The organism is Gymnodinialimonas sp. 202GB13-11 (assembly GCF_040932485.1).
Classification (GTDB): Bacteria; Pseudomonadota; Alphaproteobacteria; order Rhodobacterales; family Rhodobacteraceae; genus Gymnodinialimonas; species Gymnodinialimonas hymeniacidonis.
The window spans coordinates 1,846,682-1,868,750 of the sequence record NZ_JBFRBH010000001.1 but is presented as its reverse complement, the minus strand read 5'-3'; the positions used below and the strand labels follow the sequence as shown (position 1 = coordinate 1,868,750).

22 protein-coding genes are annotated in these 22,069 nt (G+C 61.0%); 7 read left to right on the top strand and 15 right to left on the bottom strand.

Translation table 11 applies throughout. From position 1 onward, the window contains the following. Positions 1-84: 84 nt before the first annotated feature. Both V8J81_RS09320 and V8J81_RS09315 read right to left on the bottom strand, forming a co-directional pair. Positions 85-945, bottom strand: a complete 861-nt coding sequence (locus V8J81_RS09320; RefSeq protein WP_368475474.1) for a DMT family transporter — start codon at positions 943-945, stop codon at positions 85-87. A gap of 256 nt (positions 946-1,201) precedes the next feature. Then, a complete protein-coding gene (locus V8J81_RS09315) occupies positions 1,202-1,615 on the bottom strand; it encodes a Fur family transcriptional regulator (protein ID WP_368475473.1) in 414 nt (137 codons plus the stop codon). 79 nt (positions 1,616-1,694) lie between these two features. On the opposite strand from V8J81_RS09315, the gene V8J81_RS09310 reads away from it, so the two are divergent. Beyond that, positions 1,695-2,621, top strand: a complete 927-nt coding sequence (locus V8J81_RS09310) for a DMT family transporter (protein WP_439649884.1) — start codon at positions 1,695-1,697, stop codon at positions 2,619-2,621. A 4-nt stretch (positions 2,622-2,625) separates the two neighbouring features. Here the strand turns inward: V8J81_RS09310 and V8J81_RS09305 are convergent, their stop codons facing one another. The 4 genes from V8J81_RS09305 to V8J81_RS09290 all read right to left on the bottom strand — a co-directional run bounded on the left by V8J81_RS09305 (position 2,626) and on the right by V8J81_RS09290 (position 5,828). Beyond that, positions 2,626-4,068: a protein adenylyltransferase SelO gene (locus V8J81_RS09305; protein ID WP_368475472.1), complete on the bottom strand. Its 1,443-nt coding sequence runs from the start codon at positions 4,066-4,068 to the stop codon at positions 2,626-2,628. A gap of 60 nt (positions 4,069-4,128) precedes the next feature. Next, positions 4,129-4,380 carry a hypothetical protein gene (locus V8J81_RS09300; RefSeq protein ID WP_368475471.1) on the bottom strand — a complete coding sequence of 84 codons (252 nt, stop codon included), beginning with the start codon at positions 4,378-4,380 and terminating at the stop codon, positions 4,129-4,131. A gap of 177 nt (positions 4,381-4,557) precedes the next feature. Further along, on the bottom strand, positions 4,558-4,866 hold the full coding sequence (locus V8J81_RS09295) for a hypothetical protein (RefSeq protein ID WP_368475470.1): 309 nt from the start codon (positions 4,864-4,866) through the stop codon (positions 4,558-4,560). Between the two features lie 26 nt (positions 4,867-4,892). Then, a complete protein-coding gene (locus V8J81_RS09290; RefSeq protein ID WP_368475469.1) occupies positions 4,893-5,828 on the bottom strand; it encodes a nucleoside hydrolase in 936 nt (311 codons plus the stop codon). Between the two features lie 105 nt (positions 5,829-5,933). Here V8J81_RS09290 and V8J81_RS09285 point away from each other — a divergent pair, with 105 nt between their 5' ends. From V8J81_RS09285 to V8J81_RS09270, 4 genes are all read left to right on the top strand, one after another. Further along, complete coding sequence (locus V8J81_RS09285) at positions 5,934-6,401, top strand: DUF1499 domain-containing protein (protein ID WP_368475468.1); 468 nt, start codon at positions 5,934-5,936, stop codon at positions 6,399-6,401. A 47-nt stretch (positions 6,402-6,448) separates the two neighbouring features. Beyond that, positions 6,449-7,504 carry a peptide chain release factor 1 gene (gene prfA, locus V8J81_RS09280; protein WP_368475467.1) on the top strand — a complete coding sequence of 352 codons (1,056 nt, stop codon included), beginning with the start codon at positions 6,449-6,451 and terminating at the stop codon, positions 7,502-7,504. After that, positions 7,501-8,340 carry a peptide chain release factor N(5)-glutamine methyltransferase gene (gene prmC / locus V8J81_RS09275; protein WP_368475466.1) on the top strand — a complete coding sequence of 280 codons (840 nt, stop codon included), beginning with the start codon at positions 7,501-7,503 and terminating at the stop codon, positions 8,338-8,340. The genes prfA and prmC overlap by 4 nt, the downstream gene beginning before the upstream one ends. Before the next feature lie 258 nt (positions 8,341-8,598). Next, positions 8,599-9,219, top strand: a complete 621-nt coding sequence (locus V8J81_RS09270) for a DUF4167 domain-containing protein (RefSeq protein WP_368475465.1) — start codon at positions 8,599-8,601, stop codon at positions 9,217-9,219. A 27-nt stretch (positions 9,220-9,246) separates the two neighbouring features. Here V8J81_RS09270 and rsmA read toward each other — a convergent pair whose 3' ends face one another. From rsmA to lptF, 6 genes are all read right to left on the bottom strand, one after another. Next, complete coding sequence (gene rsmA / locus V8J81_RS09265) at positions 9,247-10,089, bottom strand: 16S rRNA (adenine(1518)-N(6)/adenine(1519)-N(6))-dimethyltransferase RsmA (protein WP_368475464.1); 843 nt, start codon at positions 10,087-10,089, stop codon at positions 9,247-9,249. Between the two features lie 12 nt (positions 10,090-10,101). Beyond that, on the bottom strand, positions 10,102-11,088 hold the full coding sequence (pdxA, locus tag V8J81_RS09260) for a 4-hydroxythreonine-4-phosphate dehydrogenase PdxA (protein ID WP_368475463.1): 987 nt from the start codon (positions 11,086-11,088) through the stop codon (positions 10,102-10,104). Positions 11,089-11,099: 11 nt separating this feature from the next. Then, a complete protein-coding gene (locus V8J81_RS09255; protein ID WP_368475462.1) occupies positions 11,100-12,350 on the bottom strand; it encodes a peptidylprolyl isomerase in 1,251 nt (416 codons plus the stop codon). Between the two features lie 67 nt (positions 12,351-12,417). Further along, positions 12,418-14,562, bottom strand: coding sequence for an LPS-assembly protein LptD (locus tag V8J81_RS09250; RefSeq protein WP_368475461.1), 2,145 nt, complete (start codon positions 14,560-14,562; stop codon positions 12,418-12,420). An 8-nt stretch (positions 14,563-14,570) separates the two neighbouring features. Continuing rightward, on the bottom strand, positions 14,571-15,665 hold the full coding sequence (gene lptG, locus V8J81_RS09245) for an LPS export ABC transporter permease LptG (protein WP_368475460.1): 1,095 nt from the start codon (positions 15,663-15,665) through the stop codon (positions 14,571-14,573). Further along, positions 15,662-16,780 carry an LPS export ABC transporter permease LptF gene (gene lptF, locus V8J81_RS09240; protein ID WP_368475459.1) on the bottom strand — a complete coding sequence of 373 codons (1,119 nt, stop codon included), beginning with the start codon at positions 16,778-16,780 and terminating at the stop codon, positions 15,662-15,664. The genes lptG and lptF overlap by 4 nt, the downstream gene beginning before the upstream one ends. A gap of 164 nt (positions 16,781-16,944) precedes the next feature. Here lptF and V8J81_RS09235 point away from each other — a divergent pair, with 164 nt between their 5' ends. Both V8J81_RS09235 and V8J81_RS09230 read left to right on the top strand, forming a co-directional pair. Further along, on the top strand, positions 16,945-18,414 hold the full coding sequence (locus V8J81_RS09235; protein WP_368475458.1) for a leucyl aminopeptidase: 1,470 nt from the start codon (positions 16,945-16,947) through the stop codon (positions 18,412-18,414). A 26-nt stretch (positions 18,415-18,440) separates the two neighbouring features. Continuing rightward, positions 18,441-18,905 carry a DNA polymerase III subunit chi gene (locus tag V8J81_RS09230; protein ID WP_368475457.1) on the top strand — a complete coding sequence of 155 codons (465 nt, stop codon included), beginning with the start codon at positions 18,441-18,443 and terminating at the stop codon, positions 18,903-18,905. Between the two features lie 52 nt (positions 18,906-18,957). Here the strand turns inward: V8J81_RS09230 and V8J81_RS09225 are convergent, their stop codons facing one another. Genes V8J81_RS09225 through V8J81_RS09215 form a run of 3 tightly spaced genes read right to left on the bottom strand, consistent with a single transcriptional unit; the run spans position 18,958 to position 22,068 of the window. Next, the gene (locus V8J81_RS09225; RefSeq protein ID WP_368475456.1) at positions 18,958-19,533 is read right to left on the bottom strand and encodes a retropepsin-like aspartic protease family protein; all 576 of its coding nucleotides are present in this window, start codon (positions 19,531-19,533) and stop codon (positions 18,958-18,960) included. 36 nt (positions 19,534-19,569) lie between these two features. Next, on the bottom strand, positions 19,570-20,196 hold the full coding sequence (locus tag V8J81_RS09220; RefSeq protein ID WP_368475455.1) for a MarC family protein: 627 nt from the start codon (positions 20,194-20,196) through the stop codon (positions 19,570-19,572). 33 nt (positions 20,197-20,229) lie between these two features. Further along, a complete protein-coding gene (locus tag V8J81_RS09215; RefSeq protein ID WP_368475454.1) occupies positions 20,230-22,068 on the bottom strand; it encodes an ABC-F family ATP-binding cassette domain-containing protein in 1,839 nt (612 codons plus the stop codon). Position 22,069 lies beyond the last annotated feature (1 nt).

Below are 22,069 nucleotides of genomic sequence, written 5' to 3'. Positions count from 1 at the left end.
GCACTCCATGTCTGGCTTGCGCGGGCTATAACACCGTTAAGCGCTGAACCGAAAGCAAGATGTTAGCGGTAACATGCCGCAGCGTTAGGCGGCAGACACCCGTTCGCGCCACAAGGTGTAAAGGCCCGTGGCAATCACGATGCCGGCCCCGATTAAGGTCCAAGCGTCGGGACGTTCGTTGAAAACAACGAGCGCCAAGATCAGCGCGAAGATCAGACGCGTATAGCGGAAGGGCGTCACAACCGCGATTTCACCGACCCGCATCGCGGCGGTCACGGCGTAATAGGCGACCAACGCGAACAACAGCGCGCCCATCAAAGGCCCCCACATGGCCCCCTCCGGCATCGCCGCCCCGCCGCTGAAAGCCAAAATCACCAGCCCCGCCAAGCCTGCCGCGACAAAACCCCAGGCCGCCAGCAACAGGTTCGAGGCCTCTTTTGGAATAGCCCGCGTGGCCAGATCGCGCCCCACAAGGCCAAAGGTCGCGCCGATGGCCCAAAGGCTGTTGATATCGAACCCCTCCAAGCCGGGGCGCACGATGATCAGCACTCCGATCAGCCCGACCCCGATGGCCAGCCAGCGCCGCCAGCCCACGCTCGCGCCCAAAAAGAGGGCTGCGCCGAGCGTCACCAGCAGCGGGTTGGCCTGAATGATCGCGGACAGGAGCGAGAGGTCGATCTTGCTGAGCGCGACCACGAAACACAGCGTTCCCACGACTTCTGCGGCCAATCGAAACCAGAAGGCTGGCGTGAACAGGCGCCGCTCAAACAGCTGATCGCCATTGAGTTTCGCCCAAAGGCCAAAGATCAAGGCGCCGCCAAATCCGAAAAAGGCGATGACCTGGCCCACCGGCAGCGCGTCGAGCGTCAGCTTGATGAACGTGTCGGCCAGCGCAAAGCCTAGCATCGCCAGCGTCATCCAGCCCATACCTTTGAGATTGTCCATCTGCGCTCCGATGCTGCGGTGCTGCGCACCTACGCGCAAATCCACCGGTGCAAAAGACCCGTTGGACGCCCAGAACGGGGGCGCCCTTCATCTTGCCCTAAGAGCTCCGGGGGTTTGGGCGCTGGCCCCCAACCGGGGGAGAGGGGCCGAGAGGCCCGACAATGGTGAGCGAAAGGTTAACGAAGTCACGAGAGTGAAACGATTTCAGAGGCTTGACCCCTCTGCTCACGCGTGAGCAGGCCAGCGATCCGCGCCCTCACTTCTTTTTCAGCGGTACGCCATAAAGCTCCAGCCGATGCCCTTTCAGCCGGTATCCCAGCTTCTCCGCGATCTTCTCTTGCAGGGCTTCGATCTCGGGGTCCACAAATTCGATAACTTCGCCTGAATTCATATCGATCAGATGGTCGTGGTGGTCGCGTTCGGCGTCCTCGTAACGGGCGCGCCCATCGCCGAATTCCAGCTTCTCCAGAATACCCGCTTCCTCGAACAGCTTCACAGTCCGGTAGACCGTCGCGATTGAGATTTTGGGATCCACCGCACTGGCCCGCGCATATAGCTCTTCGACATCCGGATGATCATCGGAGCCTTCCAGAACCCGCGCGATGACGCGGCGCTGCTCGGTCATGCGCAGCCCCTTTTGGGCGCAGCGGGCCTCGATTGTGTCGCTCATACGTGTCTCTCCGGGCGCGGATAGGCCTGCGAGGGCGGTCATATGAGATTTGCGCCCGCCTTGACACCCCCCTCTGCCCATGACTTCTGCGAAAGTGAACCCCGGAGGATACATGCCCCCAAAGCCGCGTATTGATGCGTTCGGAGCGATCTCGTTGACCGGCTTCGCGGTCCTGCTCGCGTTCAATCAGGTCGTCATCAAGGTCGTGAACGAAGGTTTGCAGCCCGTTTTCTTCGCGGGCCTGCGATCGCTTGGCGGTGCGATCTTGATTTTCGGCTGGATGCGCCTGCGCGGGATCGCGTTGACCCTGCCGCGTAACACGTTGGTGCCCGGTATTTTGATGGGCGGGCTTTTCGCTTTGGAGTTTGTCTGCCTTTTCTGGGCGCTCGACCTGACCACGGTCACGCGCACCTCGGTGATCTTTTACACCATGCCCATGTGGATGGCGCTTGGTGCGCATTTCTTCATACCCGGGGATCGCCTGACGACAGCCAAAAGCGCAGGCCTTGCGCTCGCCTTCGCAGGTGTTGTCATAGCGCTGACATTGCGCGGGGAGGGGGGCGAGGCGTCCCTTCTGGGGGATCTGTTGGCCTTGGCCGGAGCGATGGGATGGGCGGGCCTGGCCCTCATGGCCCGGGGCACCGCGCTCAGGGACGTGCGCCCCGAAGTGCAGTTGCTATGGCAGTTGACGATCTCCGCACCGCTTTTGCTGCTCGCTGCACTGTTTTTCGGTCCGCTTCTGAGAGACCCTGAGTTTATCCATTGGGCCGGATTGGGCTTTCAAACCGTGATCATTGTCTCGGCAGGGTTCCTGTTCTGGCCGTGGCTTCTGTCGATCTACCCGCCAAGCTCAGTCGCCGCATTCTCGTTCCTCACGCCGGTTTTCGGCGTTCTACTGGGGTGGCTGATGCTGGGTGACGAGGTTGGTCTCGGGATCCTTATTGCGCTGGCACTGGTCTGCTCAGGACTGATCCTGATCAACAAACCCAAACGCGCGTCTGGGTAAGGTCTCAGGTGCCGCAAAAAGTCTGCTTTACGCGCTCGCCTTCGGTTGGTGCGCGCTGGAGGTCTTCGATCTCCGACCGGTCCGTGAACGGGTCCGCGAGGGCTGCGTTCAAACGGTGGAACGGCGCGTAGTCACCTGCAACAGCCGCCTGAATGGCCTCTTCAACGCGGTGATTGCGCGGGACTAGGGCGGGGTTTGTGGCCTGCATGGCCGCAACGCGTTCATCCGCAGGGCGAGGCTCCCGTGCCAGGCGGGCGCGATAGTCCTCCATCCAAGGATCAAACGCAGCCGGGGCCGCGAAAACCTTACCGGCATCTCCCGGCGTGTCTGAACTCAGCGCCCGGAACGTTTGCGTAAAATCGGCTCCGCCTTGCGCCATCCGGTTGAGCAAGTCGAAGGCGAGCGCGGCATCGCCATCTTCTTCCGTGGCCAGGCCCAGCTTCCCGCGCAAGACCCGGTGCCATTCGGTATCGAACCGTCCTGCAAACCCGTTGACCGCTTCGGTGAAGCTTTCAATCGCGGCCTCCCTGTCTGGCATCAGCGGCAGCAAGGCGGTGGCCAGTTGTGCAAGGTTCCAAGCGCCGATCTGGGGCTGGTTGGCATAGGCATATCGCCCGAACTGGTCGATGGAGCTGAACACCATTTCCGGGTGGTAGACATCCATGAACGCACAAGGGCCGTAGTCGATGGTCTCGCCCGACAGCGTCATATTATCGGTGTTCATCACGCCGTGGATGAAGCCCACGCCCATCCATTCGGCGATGAGCTTGGCTTGCGCCCCGATGACGGCGTCGAGCAGGCCAAACGGGCTATCCGCCTCAGGGTAATGGCGGGCGATTGTGTGGTCGAGCAATGCCTGCAGTGCGTCTATGTCCTGCCGGGCGGCGAAGAACTGGAAGGTGCCCACGCGGATATGGCTGGACGCGACGCGGGTGAAGATCGCGCCCGGCATTCTGCCTTCGCGCAGGACAACCTCGCCGGTCTCGACGGCTGCCAGCGCGCGGGTTGTCGGGATGCCAAGCGCCGCCATCGCCTCGGAGATGATGTATTCGCGCAGAACCGGGCCAAGCCAGGCGCGTCCGTCGCCCATACGGGAATATGGGGTCTGGCCTGCGCCTTTCAGCTGTATGTCAAAGCGCGCGCCGTCGGGGGCGACCACTTCACCCAACATCACGGCGCGGCCATCACCGAGTTGTGGGGACCAGCCACCGAATTGATGGCCCGCGTAGACCTGCGCTAACGGGGTGGCGCCGTCTGGCACCTCATTGCCTGCAAACAGACGCGACATCGCTTCCTCATGCTTGGGCAGAGTCAGGCCGAGCCGATTTGCAAGGGCCGTGTTCACCGCGATCAGCCTGGGGTCCGCAACTGGGACAGGTGCCTGCCGTGTGAAGAAGCGCTCAGGCAAGGTGGCGTAGCTGTTATCAAAGGGGAAATGGGCGGTCATCGGGCGCTCCGGCTTGGATGGGCCATATGTAGGGTGCGCGCTGTGCGATCACCAGTGGCGTCAGGGGGAGCGGAGATGGGTTTCGATATGGATCGGGATGGGGACAGCGTTTGGTACCATGGCCTCGCCCTCAATGGTGAACACCATGTCTTCCGGGCGGCCTGACAGGCGCAACGCGTCGAGGGCGAAGACGATGGGGGCTGAGGTGCTTGTCCGCTCAAGGCTGAGATTCGTGATGGTCCAGCCGGATCCCGTGTCGTTTGGCTCCAAGGAAATGGAAAGGAACGGGGGAAGGGGAAATCCGAGGTGCATTTGCGCGAAGTGAAGGTGGAGGGCGTCTGCACTGTCTGGATACGAGGTCGCTGACGTTCGCGCGGTGAGCGTTATGGTCTGCCAATCAACGGTCAGGTGCGCTAGGGCGGGACCGTCAGCATAGGAAGGAGCGGCCAAAAGACTTCCGAGGAGGGCCAGCCAACGGATCACCAATGCTCACTCGTCGGACGCGCCATAATGCTCACGGTACCAGACCCGTCCATGTTCGATGGAGGGGGATTGGATCAGGATGACAACAGCGAACCCGATGATACCGCCCACAACTGCCCCCATGACAGCGCCGGTCAGGCCTAGAAGAACCGCCGCAATCGCCACGATGATTCCGACGATTACCAGATAGACCCAAGGCATGGCCCCAATCTGCTTGCGGCCCTGTTTGTTCATTTCCTTGAACCGTTTCATCTGTTCCTTGCGGTCTAGCCCCTGCAATTCGGGGACGGCGTTCGCGGACCAGTAGATTTTCATGGGGGCCTCCCGCTTTTCTTGGAGTTTCAGAGCGTTCCGATGCGCTCGGTCAGCAGGTCAAAGAACCCTTCGGCATTCACATCGCCCATAAACATGGCATTCGGGGGACGGTCGGTCACGCGCCACCAATCGGCAACCGTCATGCCTCGGGTCAGCTCGGACTGGGTTTCGATCTCTACGTTCACATGGCGGCCTTCGAATAGCTCGGGCTGGATCAGATAGGCGATCACGCAAGGGTCGTGGAGCGGCGCACCGGCGCTTCCATACTTTTCCTTATCGAAGCGTTCAAAAAAGTCGGTCCATTCGGCGACCATACGACCGGCTTCGGTGCCAAGCGCGCGGAAGGCTTCAACGCGCGGCGCCGTGGTGAGCGCTTTGTGCGTCACATCCAGCGGCATGACTGTGATTTGGCAGTTAGATTTAAAAACAATATCAGCGGCTTCCGGGTCGACGTAAATGTTGAATTCAGCGGCTGGTGTGATGTTGCCGACCTGAAAATAGGCGCCACCCATCAGGACGATTTCCTGCACGCGGTCGACGATATCTGGGGCTTTCTCGAACGCGGTGGCGATGTTGGTCAACGGACCAAGCGGGCAAAGCGTGACGCTGCCAGCAGGCTCAGACCGCAGGGTTTCGATGATGAAATCGACACCGTGTTGATCCTGCACGGGCATGGTGGGCTCCGGCATCACAGGGCCATCGAGGCCGGTTTTCCCGTGCACATGTTCCGCTGTGACCAGCTTGTGCCGCAAAGGGCGGTCACACCCCGCATAGATTTTCACATCGGGCCGGCCGGCCAATTCGCACACGATGCATGCGTTTTTCGTGGTCAACTCCAGCGGCACATTGCCCGCAACCGCCACGACGCCCAGAACCTCCACCTCGGGTGATGCAAGCGCCAGCAGGATGGCAACCGCGTCGTCCTGGCCCGGATCGGTGTCGATGATGATCTTGCGCGGCATAGGCCACCTCCACTTGGTGATCGGGATGTTTGACCGTTTGGTCAGGGGATGCAAGCTAGGGCAGACGGGCTTGACGCCAACACACGCACGGCGCATCTCAGGGTCATGCGCATTTTGCTCTATATCCTGATCGCGATCGTTGTGCTGGCTGTGGCCGCAGCGGTCTATTTCCGCTTTGCTCCGCTGGACGCGGAGGCGCTTCATGTTGATCCGGCTGAAGTGACGCCACCCACCAACCCAAACTTCGCATTGATGGTGGGCACGTCCGGGCATTTCATTCAGGCCACGCCTGAGGAGATCGCCACGCGGATCGCTGCGGTTGCTGAAGCCGATGGCGCAACGTTGCTTTCCGGGTCGCCAGAGGACGGCCACGTCACTTACGTCGTGCGCTCTCGCATGATGGGTTTCCCGGACATCATGAGCCTGCGCTGGCAGTCGCAGGATAATGGCACGCAGCTCGAGATTTTTGCGCGGTCTGTCTACGGTTACTCCGATATGGGCGTGAACACGCGGCGGGCGCATCGCTGGTCGCAGGCGGCACGCGGTGCGACGGTGTTCAGCGACGGGGATTAGCGCAGGCTTCTTGCGCCCCACCCGTTCCCTGCCAGAAAGCCCGCCCCATGTTACCCCGTGACCGCCTTCGCCAGATCACTGACCGGTTCGAATACCTCGAAGCGCAGCTCAATGGCGGGCCGGATGCCAGCGAAATTGCGCAGATCAGCCGCGAATATGCGGAGCTGAAGCCCGTTGTGAGCGAGATTGCTGCTTACGAACAGCTGCTTGCGGACATGGCCGAGGCCGAGGCCATGCTGGACGATCCGGACATGAAGCCGTTGGCGGAGGAGGAGCTGCCGCGTCTGCGCGAAGCCATCCCGCTAGCGGAACAAAGCCTTCAAATTGCATTGCTGCCCAAGGACGCGGCGGATGCGAAGCCCGCGATGATCGAAATCCGTCCGGGGACTGGTGGTGATGAGGCGGCGCTTTTCGCGGGCGATCTACTGCGCATGTATACGCGATATGCAGAAGCGCGGGGCTGGCGGCTGGAGATCATTGATCTCGCTGAGACAGAGCTTGGCGGCATCAAGGAAGTCACCGCGCGCATCGAGGGTGAAAATGTCTTTGCGCGCCTGAAATTCGAATCTGGCGTGCACCGCGTCCAGCGTGTGCCTGAAACTGAGTCCGGTGGCCGCATTCACACGTCGGCGGCGACAGTCGCGGTGTTGCCTGAGGCGGAGGAAGTGGATATCGACATTCCCGCCGGTGACATCCGGATCGACACGATGCGGTCATCCGGGGCAGGGGGGCAGCACGTCAACACGACGGACTCGGCTGTGCGGATCACGCACTTGCCGTCTGGTATCGTGGTGACATCCTCCGAGAAATCCCAACACCGCAACCGTGAGATTGCCATGTCGGTCCTGCGGGCACGTCTTTACGATCTGGAACGGCAGAAGATCGATGATGAACGCGCGGCAGACCGCAAATCGCAGGTCGGGTCTGGCGATCGGTCTGAACGCATCCGCACTTACAATTTCCCGCAAGGGCGCATGACGGACCACCGGATCAATCTGACGCTTTATAAACTGGATCAGGTGATGGCGGGTGATCTGGATGAGATTGTGGATGCTCTGACGGCCGAGGATCAGGCCATGAAACTTGCGGAGATGGAGGGGTGAGCCTCACCATTGGTGCTGCGTTGAAAGCAACACGCTCCGCCTTGGCAGAGATTCTGGATGAACGCGACGCCGATCGTGAGGCGCGGCTGATCCTTGCCCGCATCACCGGGCGCAGTCAGGCAAGCCTTATCGCTGACCCCGACAGCGCGCTTGAATCCGATGCGCATGAGACCCTCAATCGCATCCTCTCCGCGCGGCTGGATCGCCAACCGCTGAGCCAGATCCTGGGGGAAGTCGAATTCTATGGCCGCCCGTTTCATGTGACGCCGGACGTCCTGACCCCGCGCGCGGACACGGAAACGCTGGTCGATATTGCCCTGTCTGAGCCGTTTGCCTATGTGCTCGACCTTGCAACGGGCTCCGGCTGTATTCTGGCGACGCTGTTGGCGGAGCGGACGACGGCGAAGGGGATGGGGACCGATCTTTCGACGGCAGCCCTCGATGTGGCCGCGCGCAATGTCGACCGGCATGGGATGGCGGACCGGGCCACGCTTCAGCGGTCGGATTGGTTTGCTGAGGTGGAGGGGCAATTCGACCTAATCGTCTCGAACCCGCCCTATATCGCGGAAGTTGAGATGCCGGATCTTGCGCCGGAAGTCCGCGATTGGGAGCCGCACATGGCCCTGTCACCGGGCGACGACGGACTTGCGGCTTATCGGACTCTTACTACTGGCGCGGCCATGCATCTGTCGCCGAGAGGGCGGTTGATGGTTGAGATCGGGTACAGCCAAGGACCTGCAGTGTATCAGCTGTTTGAGGAGGCCGGTCTTGATCAGGTGCTTCTGCATACCGACATGAGTGGAAAGGACCGTGTGGTAGAGGGGCGCTTGCCCTAGGTTCTGCGCGGTTCTCGCCCGAAAAACCGCGAAACTCCGCGTTTTTCGACGTTTTTCCGAGTTTGCGCTGGACAGGCGTGCCTGCCCATGTTTACTCAAGCTCAGGTGCGCACTACCGGGCTTGTTCGGCCCAACCGCGCCTTCCTTACCAGACAGCGGAGAGGCCAGCGGGGATGCAGGCACGCGCAAACTGAGATTAATTCAGGCCCGCCAAAGTGCGAGTGGCCGATCAACCAGGACAACTGGACCAAGACACACATGAGATCATCGAAGAACCGCTCGCGGTCCAAAGGGAACCGCAACCGCTCTGTCGGAAACATCGTCAACCGCGTGTTTGACAGCTCGGGGCCTGAGGGCAAGGTGCGTGGCACTCCGCAGCAGATCATCGACAAGTACAACCAGCTTACGCGCGATGCGCAGCTGGCCAATGACCGCGTCGCTGCCGAGAACTTCCAGCAACATGCCGAGCATTATCTGCGCATGTTGGCCGAAGCACAGCGCGAGATGGACGCGAAGCGCGAGGCGCAGCAGCAGCAACAGCAGCAGAACAACCAGCAAGGTGGTGGTGATGGCGGAGGCGGTGGCGGCAAGAACAACCGCCGCAACCGGGACCGCGACCGCGATCAGCAAGGCCAACCCGGTGCCGGAGATCAGCCGCAGCCCGAGGTTGCAGCACAGCAGCCCGCTGAGCAGCCTGCCGCCGCGCCTGAGCAAGGCTCCTTCGATGCGGTGATCGACAACGCAGCCGGTGGTGAAAGCGGTTTGGTAGAAACCCCCGAAAGCGCGCCGAAGCCCAAGCGGCAACGCAGGCGTCGCAAGCCCGAGGGTGAAGGGGGCGATGGTGGTGGCGATCAGCCGCCGCAGGAAGCCGCCGAGTAAGGATCGAGGGCCCCGAGGGGCCCTTTTTCATGGGCGCGTGATTTCCCGTGCCAGTGCGCAGAACCCTTCGATGGGCACTTGTTCTGCCCGGTCCGTGGGTTTGAGGCCAGCAGCCTGTAAGCGATCTTCGATATCAGGAGACAGGCCTTTCAAGGCCGCGCGCAACATCTTGCGGCGTTGTGCGAACGCGGCTTTGACCACGCGACTAAGGGTATCTGCATCCGCCTCAAAGCGCGGCTCCGGCAAGGCCTCTAGGTGTACAACGGCCGAGCGGACCTTGGGCGGTGGTGTGAAGGCTTCGGGCGGCAACGTCATGGCGATGCGTGCCGAGGCCCGCCATTGCGCGAGGACTGCAAGCCGTCCGTAGGCTTTGCCCCCCGGTTGCGCCACGATCCGTTCGGCCACTTCGCGCTGGAACATCAGTGTCAGGCTTTCCCAAGGCGGGGGCCAGGTGGCAGGGGTTAGCCAGCGCACCAAAAGCTCCGTCCCCACATTGTAGGGCAGGTTGGCGACGATCTTGCGCGGCGCCTTGAGTTCCGCCGCCCAATCCACCTGCAACGCGTCCTCATTCAACACATCGAGGCGGCCCGGATAGGCGGCTGCGATGTCCGCAAGGGCGGGCAGGCAGCGAGCATCTTTCTCAATCGCCACAACCCGGCGTGCGCCTTCGGCCAATAGCCCGCGCGTAAGCCCTCCGGGGCCGGGGCCAACTTCCAGAACATCAGCTTCCGTAAGATCCCCGGCCACGCGTGCAATCTTGGCCGTCAGGTTCAAGTCCAGAAGGAAGTTCTGCCCAAGCGCCTTGCGGGCCGACAGGCCATGGGTGGCAATGACCTCCCGCAGGGGGGGCAGTTCGTCAATCGTGCTCATGTGCCGACCCCGTCACTTTGCGCCTGCCCGCGCGATGGCCATGTCGCGCGCCATTTCCAGCGCGGCAATCAAGCTGGTCGGATCCGCCAAACCTTTCCCGGCGATGTCCAGCGCGGTGCCATGATCGGGTGAGGTCCGAATGAACGGTAGGCCAAGCGTCACGTTCACGCCGCCCGCGAAATCGATGGTCTTGATCGGGATCAGCGCCTGATCGTGATACATCGCAACAGCCGCGTCATATCCCGCCCGCGCGCCAGCATGAAACATGGTGTCGGCGGACATCGGCCCCAACAGCGTCATGCCCTTTGCGCGCAGCCTATCCAGGGTTGGGATAATCAGGTCGATCTCTTCCTGCCCCATGGCACCGCCTTCGCCCGCATGGGGGTTCAGTCCGGCCACAGCGATCCGGGGATCTGTCATGCCGAAATCTTTGATCAAAGCGGCGCGGGTGATTTCCAGCGTCTCCGTCAGCAGCGCCTCTGTCAGAACCTCTGGCACTTGCGCGAGCGCGATGTGGATCGTGGCCGGTACGACCTTAAGCTCAGAACACGCCAGCATCATCACAACGCGGTTCACGCCAGCAAGGTGAGCAAGAAATTCGGTATGGCCAGGAAAGGCAAAGTCCGCGCCGTCGATGAGCGCTTTTTTGTGGATAGGGCCAGTGGTGAGCGCGGCGGCTTCACCCCGCATGACCAGATCAACGCCAAGCGTGATCGCTTCGATAACGGAACCGGCGTTCTCTGGATCAGGGTCGCCCGGCGAGACGGTCCCGCCGAAGGCCATGGGCAAGACGGGCAGGCCGCTGGCCGACGCCTCCATCGCGTCTGCGGGGGCAGAGATTTCGGACAACGGGGTATCCAGATTGGCCAAATGCCGTGGATCGCCAATCACGAAGAAGGGCAGGTCCGAGCGAAGCCGGTGCCACGCCTTGGCAGCGATTTCGGGGCCGACGCCCGCCGGTTCCCCGATGCTGAGCGCAACGGGTTTGGTAAGGCCCATGGGCCGCCCGCTCAATTCTCGAACGTGATGCGCGCCTCAGCCCGCAATTCCTCAAGATAGCCGGTGGCGTAGGCTTCCAGCCGCTGCCCGATAAGCTGCTGGCGTACGGCGTCGCGGCCCTGTTCAGGCTCGGACCGTTCCCGATCACAAAGCATCAGAGCCAACAGAACCGTGCCGTTCGAGCGGGTGACGGACATGGACATCTCACGCTCGTCCAGGGCACGCAGCGCCAGCGCTACGTCCTCTGGCAAATCACGCGGAGCAACCGATTGGCGCTGGAACCCGCCGGGGATTACGCCGTTGAAATCGTTGCAAGTATCGACGGCGTTGCGCAGACGCTCGGCCTCGGCCAAAGCCTCGGGAGTACGACCGCCGGGAATGGCAATGGAGACATAGTCAATTGCAGTGACGGGCAGGTCGGGCGCCTCTACCTCACGCTGGCCGCGGAATTGGAATAGGGCATAGGCCTGACCGCCACCGAGCGGGACAGGCTCCGTGACCTGGCCCACGCGCATGGACATGAACAGATCCCGTAGACCTTCGGGCAATTCGTTCAGACCGCGCCAGCCAGTCAGGCCACCATTTTCCCGCGTTGGGGCCGCAGAAAAGCGCCGCGCGGCTTCCGAGAATGTCTCGGTGCTGCCCGCGATCTGGGTGCGCAGGCGCAACAGTTCCGACACGAGGTTCGCCTGGTTTTCCGGCGTCACGGGAATGATGATTTCTGCCAGCGCGATCTGAATACCGCCGCCAAGAATGGTGCCCAACTCCATCGCGCGGTCGACCTCTTCATCGGTGACCTCCGCGCGGGAGGCGAAGCGCGACCGGACGACATTGCGCCAGGTGATGCCATTGGCCACGAAGTCGCGCACGGTTTCCGGTGCGACGCCTTGCGATGCCATCTGGCGCAGGAATTGCTCAGGCCCCAGATTTGCGCGGGCCGCGAATTCGGTCAGCCCGGTTTCGATATCATCAGGCGAAGCCTCCGCCCCAACAGCAAGCGCTGCGGCAACCTGTAAGCGTTCGTTGATAAGGGCCTCGGTCGCCTGCTGGCGCAAATCACCTTGGGCATTGAGGATCTGAAGGAAAAGCGCCCGCTGCTGGATCTCATAATTCGTGACAACTGCGTCATCGACGCGCACAGCAACAGAGAATGGGTTCTGAGCCAATGCGGGAGTTGCGGTTAACGCCAAGGCGCCTGCTGCCAATCCAGCGACGAACACAGTGCGTGCTCCTTCGAGCAATCGCTTCAATGTTCCAATCATGCCCGTCTCCCAGCTCACATCAATCATTCGCTTTTGCGGCCCGTTAAAGGTGCCGTTCGTCTTTGTATTACCCGCGACAACTCCGCGACACGGACCGTCCCTCACGTCCGGCACCAAAGCCGGCCAGGGATACGGTTAGCCCAACCCGGCTCGATGGATCGAGACTAGTGCTGTCCGTATATCTGCGCGACACGAAGAATTCCATATCGACACACTCATTGCTGTAGCCAAGTGAAAGGCGCGCGCGACTTGGTGCGTTTTCAATGAAGTCGTAACGCCAGTCGACACCGGCTTCCCATCCGTTCGCGAGGCCATATTCCGCCTCAAACGCCCATTCCGAGATGTCGTTCGGGCGCTGTTCGCCGCTATCAGCTTCGAGGAAGGTGTAGGATGAAACAACCTGATGCCGTTCGCCCATCCAGTAAAGCGACATCTCGGACGAAGTGAAGTCGAAGTCCGTATCGAAAAGTGCCCTGTTCACGAGGCTGAGATGGTCGTTGAACCGCACATGGGCCGCGACGAGGAAGTCGGATTGTACACCGTTCAGGCCGGAGCCATCGGTTAATTGCCCCTGTTCGTCGGTCCGCAACACAACACCGCCTGCCAGCGAATAGCTGAATCCGGACGGCGCGGTGCGAGTGTAGGTGAGGCCAAGGTTCGCGCGTGGACCAACCTCGCGTTCATCGGAGCCTGGGAACCGGTCCAGCGAGAACAGGTTTGCCTCGTCGAATTCCACGATGAAGCTGTCCTCGTTAGGCACTTCGTTGCCATATGTCTCGGACCACACAAGTTGGACCACGGGTTCGATGATATGGCTGACCCCGCTCGCGCTGACGGCTTGCAGCGGATAACGAAGTTCCACTGCGCCGTAGGGCGTGATCCGGGTTTCTGTGCCATTCAACACACCGCCTTGCTGGGTTGAATAGACGCCGCCGTGCAGCGCGCCTTCAAAAGTCAGCTCCAGTCCGCCGAAAATCTCGGTCCGTCGCCAATCCAGCTCGCCCGTGACACGGAACACGTCACGCCCATTTGCGTCGTCGCCAACACTTTCAGCGGTTGAGAACCGATAGAATCCGGTGCCTTCCAACTCGGCCGTCAATGTGCCGCCGATCAACGACGGGGCGTACCGCCGAATGATCTCGGCATGTCCGACCCGTGTGGGAAGCACGTCGTTGTCGACGCCTTCGCGCAAGTATTCGAAAAGGGTGCCATGCGCCTCGATGTATTCGTCACGGCGTACCCGACTGATCCGCGCATACGTTTCCAGAATGTCTGGGTCCGGGAAGCCGTATGTCGTCAGGTAGCCGCGATCGCTAACGGCTTGTGCCTGAAGGTCGAGAATGAACCCGCCGCCGACGTCAAATTGTGCATCTGCAAACAGGTACGCGCGGGTGGGGTCATCCGTAAGGTCGTCCCAGCTGACCGCGCCTTGCGCTTCCAAGTTTCCGTTTCTGAAGGCCTGGCGGTAGCGCAATTCAACGGTTTGCGTGCCAAGGCCGATCCATGGCGTCACCGTCACATCGGCGTGGTCCCCCAACATGATGAAATAGGGTACGCGGATTTGCGTGCCGGTTCTGTCATCGGCGCGAATGGACGGGGCCAGGAACCCGGTCGCTCGTTCGAGCGTCGGGTCGGGCAGACGCATGCGGGGTAAGTAGAAGACCGGAACCCCCATGACCCGGAACGTGGCGTTGTCGAAATAAAGCTGCTGCTCAACCTGATCGTGAACGATCCGACGCGCCCTGATTTCCCAGATCGGCGTCGGGTTCTCGAAGCAGACCTCACATGTCGAAGCGACGGCCTGATAGAGTTGGGTATAACGCCCATCGGTTCGGTCAATCTGGGTTGCTGCGATTTGCAACTGCCGATCCAGAACCAGCCTTGCAGATTGAAGCACACCGTTTTGGAGGTCGCCCGACAGCTCGGCGAACTCGGCGAAAAAATGTGTATTTCCCGCAGCATCGGTCAGCGTCAGCGGACCCTGAACCCGCAACTGCTCGGTCGCGCCGTCGAAACTGATGGATTGCGCCCGCAACCGCGCGCCATTGTAGAACACCTCAACCGAGCCATTGGCTGCGACGGAAGAGGTTCCGTCAAAGCGGATATTGTCGGCGATCAACGTGGCTGGCGGCAGCGAAGGGGCACCCTGCGCTGCGAGGGGGGCACCCCAGCAGAGGAACACGGCCATAAGGGCCGCAAACATATGGCGCATGCGGCGCGTCACCCATCCTCCGTATGCAATAAGAGGCCGGTGGCCAAGAGAATTGCGGCAATCGGGGGCGTCCAAGCCACAAGTGTTGCCGAAAGCTGTCCTGTCTCGCCAAGCACTTCGGCGAACCGTCGAATGAACACGACGCCAAAGCCCAACAAGATCGCGCTCAGGACCATGACGCCCGTTTTCCCGAACCGTGTGTGGCGCATCGTGAAGCCCGCCCCAATCAGAACCATTGCCGCCAGAAGAAGCGGGGAGGAGAGCTGCATCTGGAACCATGTCCGGTGCTGAAGCGCGGCAAAGCCGGCCTCGTTCAGCTGTCGGATGAACCCAGGCAGCTCAAAGATCGGGACCGTCTCAGGCTTGCCGAAGCTGTCGCGGATTTGTTCGGCGGTCAGGGTTGAGGGCAGGGTGAGCACGTCATGCGTTGTCGCGTCAGCCTCAGGATTGCTGGACCCGACCAAAGGCCATCGCCGCACGTCAGAAAGCGTCCAGGCGCCTGCGTCCAACAAGGCTTCACGCGCGTCCATCCGCTCCAACAATTGGCCGTCTGCGTCGAATGTGAAGAACGACGTGTCGAACAGATGCGTGCCGTCCCCGTTGGTGACAGCGGCTCGGATAACTGTCTGCTCGCTTCCAACACCCTGACGCAGCCACAGCCCCTGGCCGGTGACGGACACGGTTCTGCTTTCCTGACCAAGAAGCTGCGCAAGCGTAAGGTCATATTGCCGGGCCGTTGCCGCGACCAACGGGTTGAGGACCAGCAACGACAACACACCAATCAGAAGCGCGGTCACGACCGGCGCCGCCGCGGACCGCAGGGCCGAGCGCCCTGCTGCGCGGACAACCACAAGCTCTGACGTGCGGGACAAACCAAGGAAAAGCACCAGAGTCGCCAGCATCACGAATAGAGGCATTAGTCCGTTCAGGCTGCGTGGCAGGTTCAACAAGGCAAGCTCCAGAACCGCGCTAAACCCTTGGTCGCCACCAATGCGGCGCAGCTGGTCGGCCATGTCGATAGGCAGGAGGATGGCGATGAACACCGCCAGAACAATGCCGAACGCGCGTAGAAAGCGACCCGCGATGTAGAAGTGAAGGATCATGCTGGTATGGCCCTCCACCCTTTTCGGCGGCGCATGGCCAGCGCGACCATGATCGTGGCAACAAAGGCTGCGACTGCTGGCTGCGCATAGGCCATCAGCCAGGCGTCTTCATCCGCTCGCACTGCAGCTTCGCCTGCATTGCGGACAATCTGCATGGGCAGCACAAGCAAAACGGCAACAAGTATCTGCCGCCAGACACCAAATCGACTGAATGAACCCAACATCAAAGATGCAGCGCCAATCAAAGGCACGAAGATGACGAAAAGCGATTGAGCGATCCGGTCATGGCCTTCGAATACCATGTGCGCGATTGGGATATTCAGGGCCTCGGCCATCACATCGTCCGCGCTAAGAAGAAGCGGTGTCGGAAGCTCTCGTACATCGACCTGCCGCAAGTCGCCCCCATCGATCAGGGCGCCCACATCGTAGGTGAAATCGCTGAACGAGACCGTCGCCAAGCGCCCGGTGTCCAGATCCAAGGTCTGCGCAATCCCGTCAAACATAACAAGGCGTGGGCCAGTGGAGGATCGTACCAACAGGGCATTGGTGGCCGAGTAGGTGACCTCGACACCACGATTGGATGAGTCCTGCAAGAAAAGGTCCCGAAACTCACCCAGTTCCGTGATCTCTCGGATGTAAACGGTCAGACTGCCCGTCGGATGAATGAACTCGCCCGCGCGTAGGAATCGACCCGTCAGATCATCGCGGACCTCATCCTGTCTGTCGATGAATTGCGCGCGAGCTGTCGGGGCAAGAAAGTGGCCAAGTATGCCAATCAGCACGGCCATCAACAGGCCAAAGACCAAGACGGGTCGCAACAGTCGCAAAGCAGACAAACCGGCGGTTTGTAGAACCACAAGTTCGCTTTCCCCAATCATCCGGTTAAAAATGTAAAGCGTCGCGACTATTGCCGCGACAGGCAGGATCAGTTGCACGATCCACGGCAGGGTCAGCGCTGAAAACTCCAGAAACACGCTTACGTTTTGGCCATCTGCGATCAAGCTGTCGAAGAGGCGCGCGGCCTGATTGACCCAATAGACCGACACCAGCACAAGGCTGAAAAACCCAAACAACATCACAAGCTGTCGAAGGACATATCGGTCGTACTGACCCAAGATGCGCAAACCCCCATATGCGGTGTGTGGTTGGCAGACCGACCGCGTCATCTATGTTCTAAATCAGTTTTTTCGGGAAGCGTAGGGGTGATCTGGTCAACCCACATACACCGGCCTAATGTCGCGACCTGAATGTCACGCTTTTCATGCGCAGGAGCCGCCAGATGACCAACCCGATCGCCATAGATTTCGTTGAAACCGATCTTGATGCGCTGGCAGGCGCGGAGGGGATGCTGGCGATTCTGGTAACGCCCGACGGCAAGCTTGATCCTGCGGGGCGGCGAGTGAACCGTTTGACCAAGCAAGCGGTGGCGCGGCTGGTTGAAAGCGAGCGCTGGGAAAAAGTGAAGGCGGGTGAGGGGTTTACCATGGGCTTCCCGGCAGGGCTCGCCGCCAAGGCGCTGTTGGTCGTGAAGCTGGATCGTCGGCCGAGCGTGGAAGATGCGCGGCGGGCCGGTGCATCGCTGGCGAAGTTCAAAGGCAAAGGCGCGCTGACGGTTTGCGTGGGTGCGCTGAACAAGGTGGGCGACCTTACACTGGGGCTTGCACTGCGCGGATATGAATTCACCGATCACAAGACTGGCGATAAAGAAGCCTCGGATGGCGCGACGATCCTGTGTTCCAAGCCGGAGGAAGCCGCAGAGGCTGGCAAGACTGCAATGGCTGTGGCCGAAGGCGTGTTTTTCACCCGCGATCTTGTCAACGAACCTGCTAACGTTCTGACAACACAAGAGTTTGCAGACCGGTTGGAGGCGATGAAAAAGATCGGCCTCAAGGTCGAGGTTCTGGATGAACCGGCGCTGGAAAAGCTCGGGATGCATTCACTACTGGGTGTGGGCGTTGGCTCGGAAAGCCCGTCGAAGGTCGTTGTGATGGAGTGGAACGGCGGCGGCGATGAGGCGCCGCTTGCGCTGGTCGGTAAGGGAGTCGTGTTCGACACCGGCGGCATCAGCCTGAAGCCTGCGGGCGGCATGGAAGACATGACCATGGATATGGGTGGAGCGGGCGTGGTCTCGGGCGTGATGAAAACGTTGGCGCTGCGCGGCGCGAAAGCCAACGTCGTGGGCCTTGTCGGATTGGTGGAGAACATGCCCGATGGTCGCGCGCAACGTCCTGGCGATGTTGTGAAATCCATGAAGGGCGACACGATCGAGGTTATTAACACCGACGCCGAAGGCCGCCTCGTTCTGTGTGACGTGATGTGGTATGCGCAGGAGCGGTTCAAGCCGACTGGCATGATTGATCTGGCCACGTTGACCGGGGCGATCATCATTGGCCTTGGCCATGAAAACGCGGGCGTCTTCTCGAACAATGACGCGATTTGCGGTGCGTTCCTTAAAGCGGCGGAGGCTGAGAGTGAGGGTGCATGGCGGATGCCGCTTGGGAAGGCCTATGACGACATGCTGAAAAGCCGGATCGCGGATATGAAGAATGTCGGCGGGCGTGCAGCGGGTTCGATCACCGCGGCACAGTTCCTGCAGCGTTTCGTGAAAGAGGAAACTCCCTGGATTCACCTTGATATTGCGGGCACGGCCAGCGTGAAATCCGACACGATGCTGGCCCCGAAAGGGGCAACAGGCTGGGGCGTGATGGCCTTGGATCGCTTGGTTCGGGATGGATATGAAGTCGCGTGATCCACATGAAGACCGTCGGCTAAACCATGGGTGAGGCGTATTTCTATCACCTGACGCGGGCGCCGCTTGAGGTGACCCTTGCAACCTTGCTTGGAAAGTCGCTGCAGGCCGGATGGCAAATCGCCGTCCGGGGGCGCACCGATGCCATGTTGGAGCGGTTGGACGAGCAGCTTTGGCTACGTCCTGAGGATGGGTTTCTGCCCCATGGCCGTGCAGGTGGCCCGCATGATGCCGCGCAGCCGGTTCTGTTGACCAAAGATCAGGCGGTCAATGATCCGACTTGTCTGGTCTCCGTCGAAGGGGCGGGCGTAACGGCAGATGAGGTCAGCCAGATGGCGCGTGTTATGGTGTTGTTCGATGGCCATGATGATGCGGCTGTGCAAACGGCGCGTGAGCAGTGGAAAGCGCTGACGGGCGCGGGCGTGGCCGCAAAATACTGGTCCGAGGAGTCCGGGCGGTGGGAGATGAAAGCGGAAAGCGGTGGCGCCTGATATCCTCAATATGGATACCTGAGGCTTCAGGTATGTCAGGAGCGGATAGCCGCTAGCGTTCCAAAACCAACTGACCGTTCGCGATTTCCAGCCGCGAGAACCGGCTGAGGTAACTCATCCCCAACAGGCTTTCGTCCATCTCGCCATTGTTCACAACTGCGCGCACGCCGGTATCAAGGCTCCCGCCCAAGGCCAGCGTGTCGAGGCGGACTGGCGCAGTCTCGACCGTGCCGTTGGCCGTGTTCGCGCGCCCCGAAAACACGAGGTTTGCAGTATCAACGCCGGCGGCCTCGGCGTCAGCACGGGTCAAGACGATGGCGGTCGCACCGGTGTCGACAACGAACCGGGTTGGGGTGCCGTTGACCTCCAGCGTCAGATAGAAATGGCCGTCTGACGCGCGGGGCACGGTCACAACGCCTTCTGTCAGGACCACTTGCTGCGGCTGGATCTGGCCGCGCAGGTCGTTCCACAGCAGAACGCCCACGAGGATAGTCATGAAAATCACGCCCCACAGCGCAAGGGCTTTGCCCATCTGGCTGAAATTCGGACGTCGATTGATCAGGGTGAATCCGACCAGACCCACCAGCAGCACTACGAGGTAAATGAGATTTCCAGTGACCATGTCCATTGGCGCATCCTCCGATCGGCTTGATATAGGGGCAGATCAGATGACTTGCAGGTCTTTCAATCCGTCGATGACGAATTGCACTGAAAGGGCTGCCAATAGCATCCCGAGAAGGCGCGTGACGACGGTGATGCCCGTGGGGCCAAGCAGCCGTTCCAGAGGGGCGGCGAGCAGGAACAGGGCCAGCACGATCAGCAGCACAAGCAGCATCACGCCGTGAACGGCTGCGACATGAAGCGCTCCGACTTCCTGTCCGGTGAGCAGGATCATGGAGGCGATGGCGCCGGGGCCACCGATCAGCGGGATGGCGAGGGGGAAAACGGATGGGTCATCATGGGTTTCTTCAGCCTGCGCGTTGTCCGCCTGATCCTGACGGCGCTGGGTGCGCCGCTCAAACAGCATGTCGAGGGCGGTCAGAAACAGAAGGATACCGCCTGCCATGCGGAAAGCGGGCATGGAGATGCCGAGAAAGTTCAGCACCGCCTCACCCGCCAGTCCGAAAAGCAACAGGATGCCGAACGCCACGCCGACCGAGCGGATCGCGATGATCCGCCTTTGCTTCGCTGTCATGCCTTGAGTGAGCGCCACGAACAGAGGCGTCAGACCAATCGGGTCGATTACCACGAACAACGTGACGAAAGCGGGGATATAGAGGCTGAGGTCCATCGGGTCTCTTGGCTGTTGTCGCGCGGTGCGGCGTCAGGTGGCCGACGCCTTTTCAAGCTTTTCTTCGGCCTTCACCCAAAGCGCTTCCGCCCGGTCGAGCCCTTCCATCACTTCGGCATATTTCGCCTGCCAAACCTGAAGGCTATCCGCGTTTTCTTCTTCGTAGAGCGCAGGATCGGCGAGTTTGGTGGCCAGTTTATCGCGCATTTCTTCAATCTTGGCGACACGCGCCTCCGCACGTTTAACCTCAGACTTGAGGTCCTTGATGTCCGCTTGGCTGACCTTTTTCTTGGGCTTGGGGGCCTTTTCCTTGGGCGGCGCGGTATTCAGAAGCGAGGCTCGGTAGGTTTCAAGATCATGCTCATACGGGGCGACATGGCCATCTTTCACAAGCCAAAGGCGGTCTGCCACGAGGCTGAGCAGACGCATGTCATGCGACACGAGCACGACCGCACCTGAATAGGCTGTCAGTGCTTCGACCAGAGCCTCCCGGCTTTCAATATCCAAGTGGTTTGTGGGTTCATCAAGGATCAGCAAATGGGGCGCATCTAGGGTGGCCAGCAGCAGCGACAGTCGCGCTTTTTGCCCACCGGAAAGCTTGGCCACCAGCGTTTCCGCCTGATCCGCACCAAGCCCGAAGGAGGCAAGGCGCGCGCGCAGACGTGGCGGCGCTTCATCGGGGCGTTCCCGGCGGATATGGTCCAGCGGCGTTTCATCGAGGTGAAGCTCATCCACCTGATGCTGTGCGAAATACCCGATGCGCAGTTTGGAGGAGCTTGTGATGCGCCCGTCCATGGCCTTCAGTTTGCCCGCCAACAGCTTGGAAAGCGTAGACTTTCCTTCGCCGTTTCGGCCTAGAAGGGCAATGCGGTCATCTTGATCGAGGCGCAGGTTGAGACGCTTCAAAACAGGCGTGTCGGTATAGCCGACGGCCGTGCCGTCCATGTTCACGATGGGTGGGCTGAGTTCTTCGGGTTCAGGAAAAGTGAATACGGTGCGTGCAGCATCCTCCGGCGCGCGGATTGTCTCCATCCGCTCAAGCATCTTCACGCGGGATTGGGCTTGCTTCGCCTTTGAGGCTTTGGCCTTGAAACGGTCCACGAAGCTTTGCAGGTGCGCGCGCTGCGCTTCCTGTTTCTTGGCGGCGGCGGCCTGCACGGCGCGACGCTCGGCCCGCGTTTTGGCGAAGGTGTCATAGCCGCCGGTATAAAGCGTCAGCTGCCGGTCATTGAGGTGCAGGATATGCCCGACGGCGCGGTTCAGAAGGCCGCGATCGTGGGAGATAACCAGCACTGTATGCGGGTATTTGGCGAGGTAGGCTTCGAGCCAGAGCGCGCCTTCCAAGTCGAGGTAGTTGGTCGGTTCGTCCAAAAGCAGCAGGTCAGGCTGTGCAAACAACACGCCTGCAAGCGCCACGCGCATCCGCCAGCCGCCAGAAAAGGCCGAACAGGGCATTTGCTGCTCGGCATGGGTGAAGCCCAAGCCTTTCAGGATGGAGGCCGCGCGGGCTTCCGCGCCCCAGGCGTCAATCGCGGTGAGACGCTCCTGTACCTCGGCGATGCGGGCTGGGTCAGTCGGGTCTTCCGCCAGAAGGGCCGCGCGTTCGGTATCCGCCTCCAGCACGGTGTCGATCAGCGATGTCTCGGACGATGGGACTTCCTGCGCGACACCGCCGATCTTCGCGCCCGACGGCAGGGTGATCGAGCCCGTATCAAGGCTCAATTCACCGCGCATCAGCCGGAAAAGCGTGGTTTTGCCCGTGCCGTTGCGACCAACGATGCCCACCTTGTGGCCCGTGGGGATGGAGGCAGAGGCCCCCTCCAACAAAGGGCGTCCGGCGACGGAATAACTTATGTCATCAATGCGCAGCATG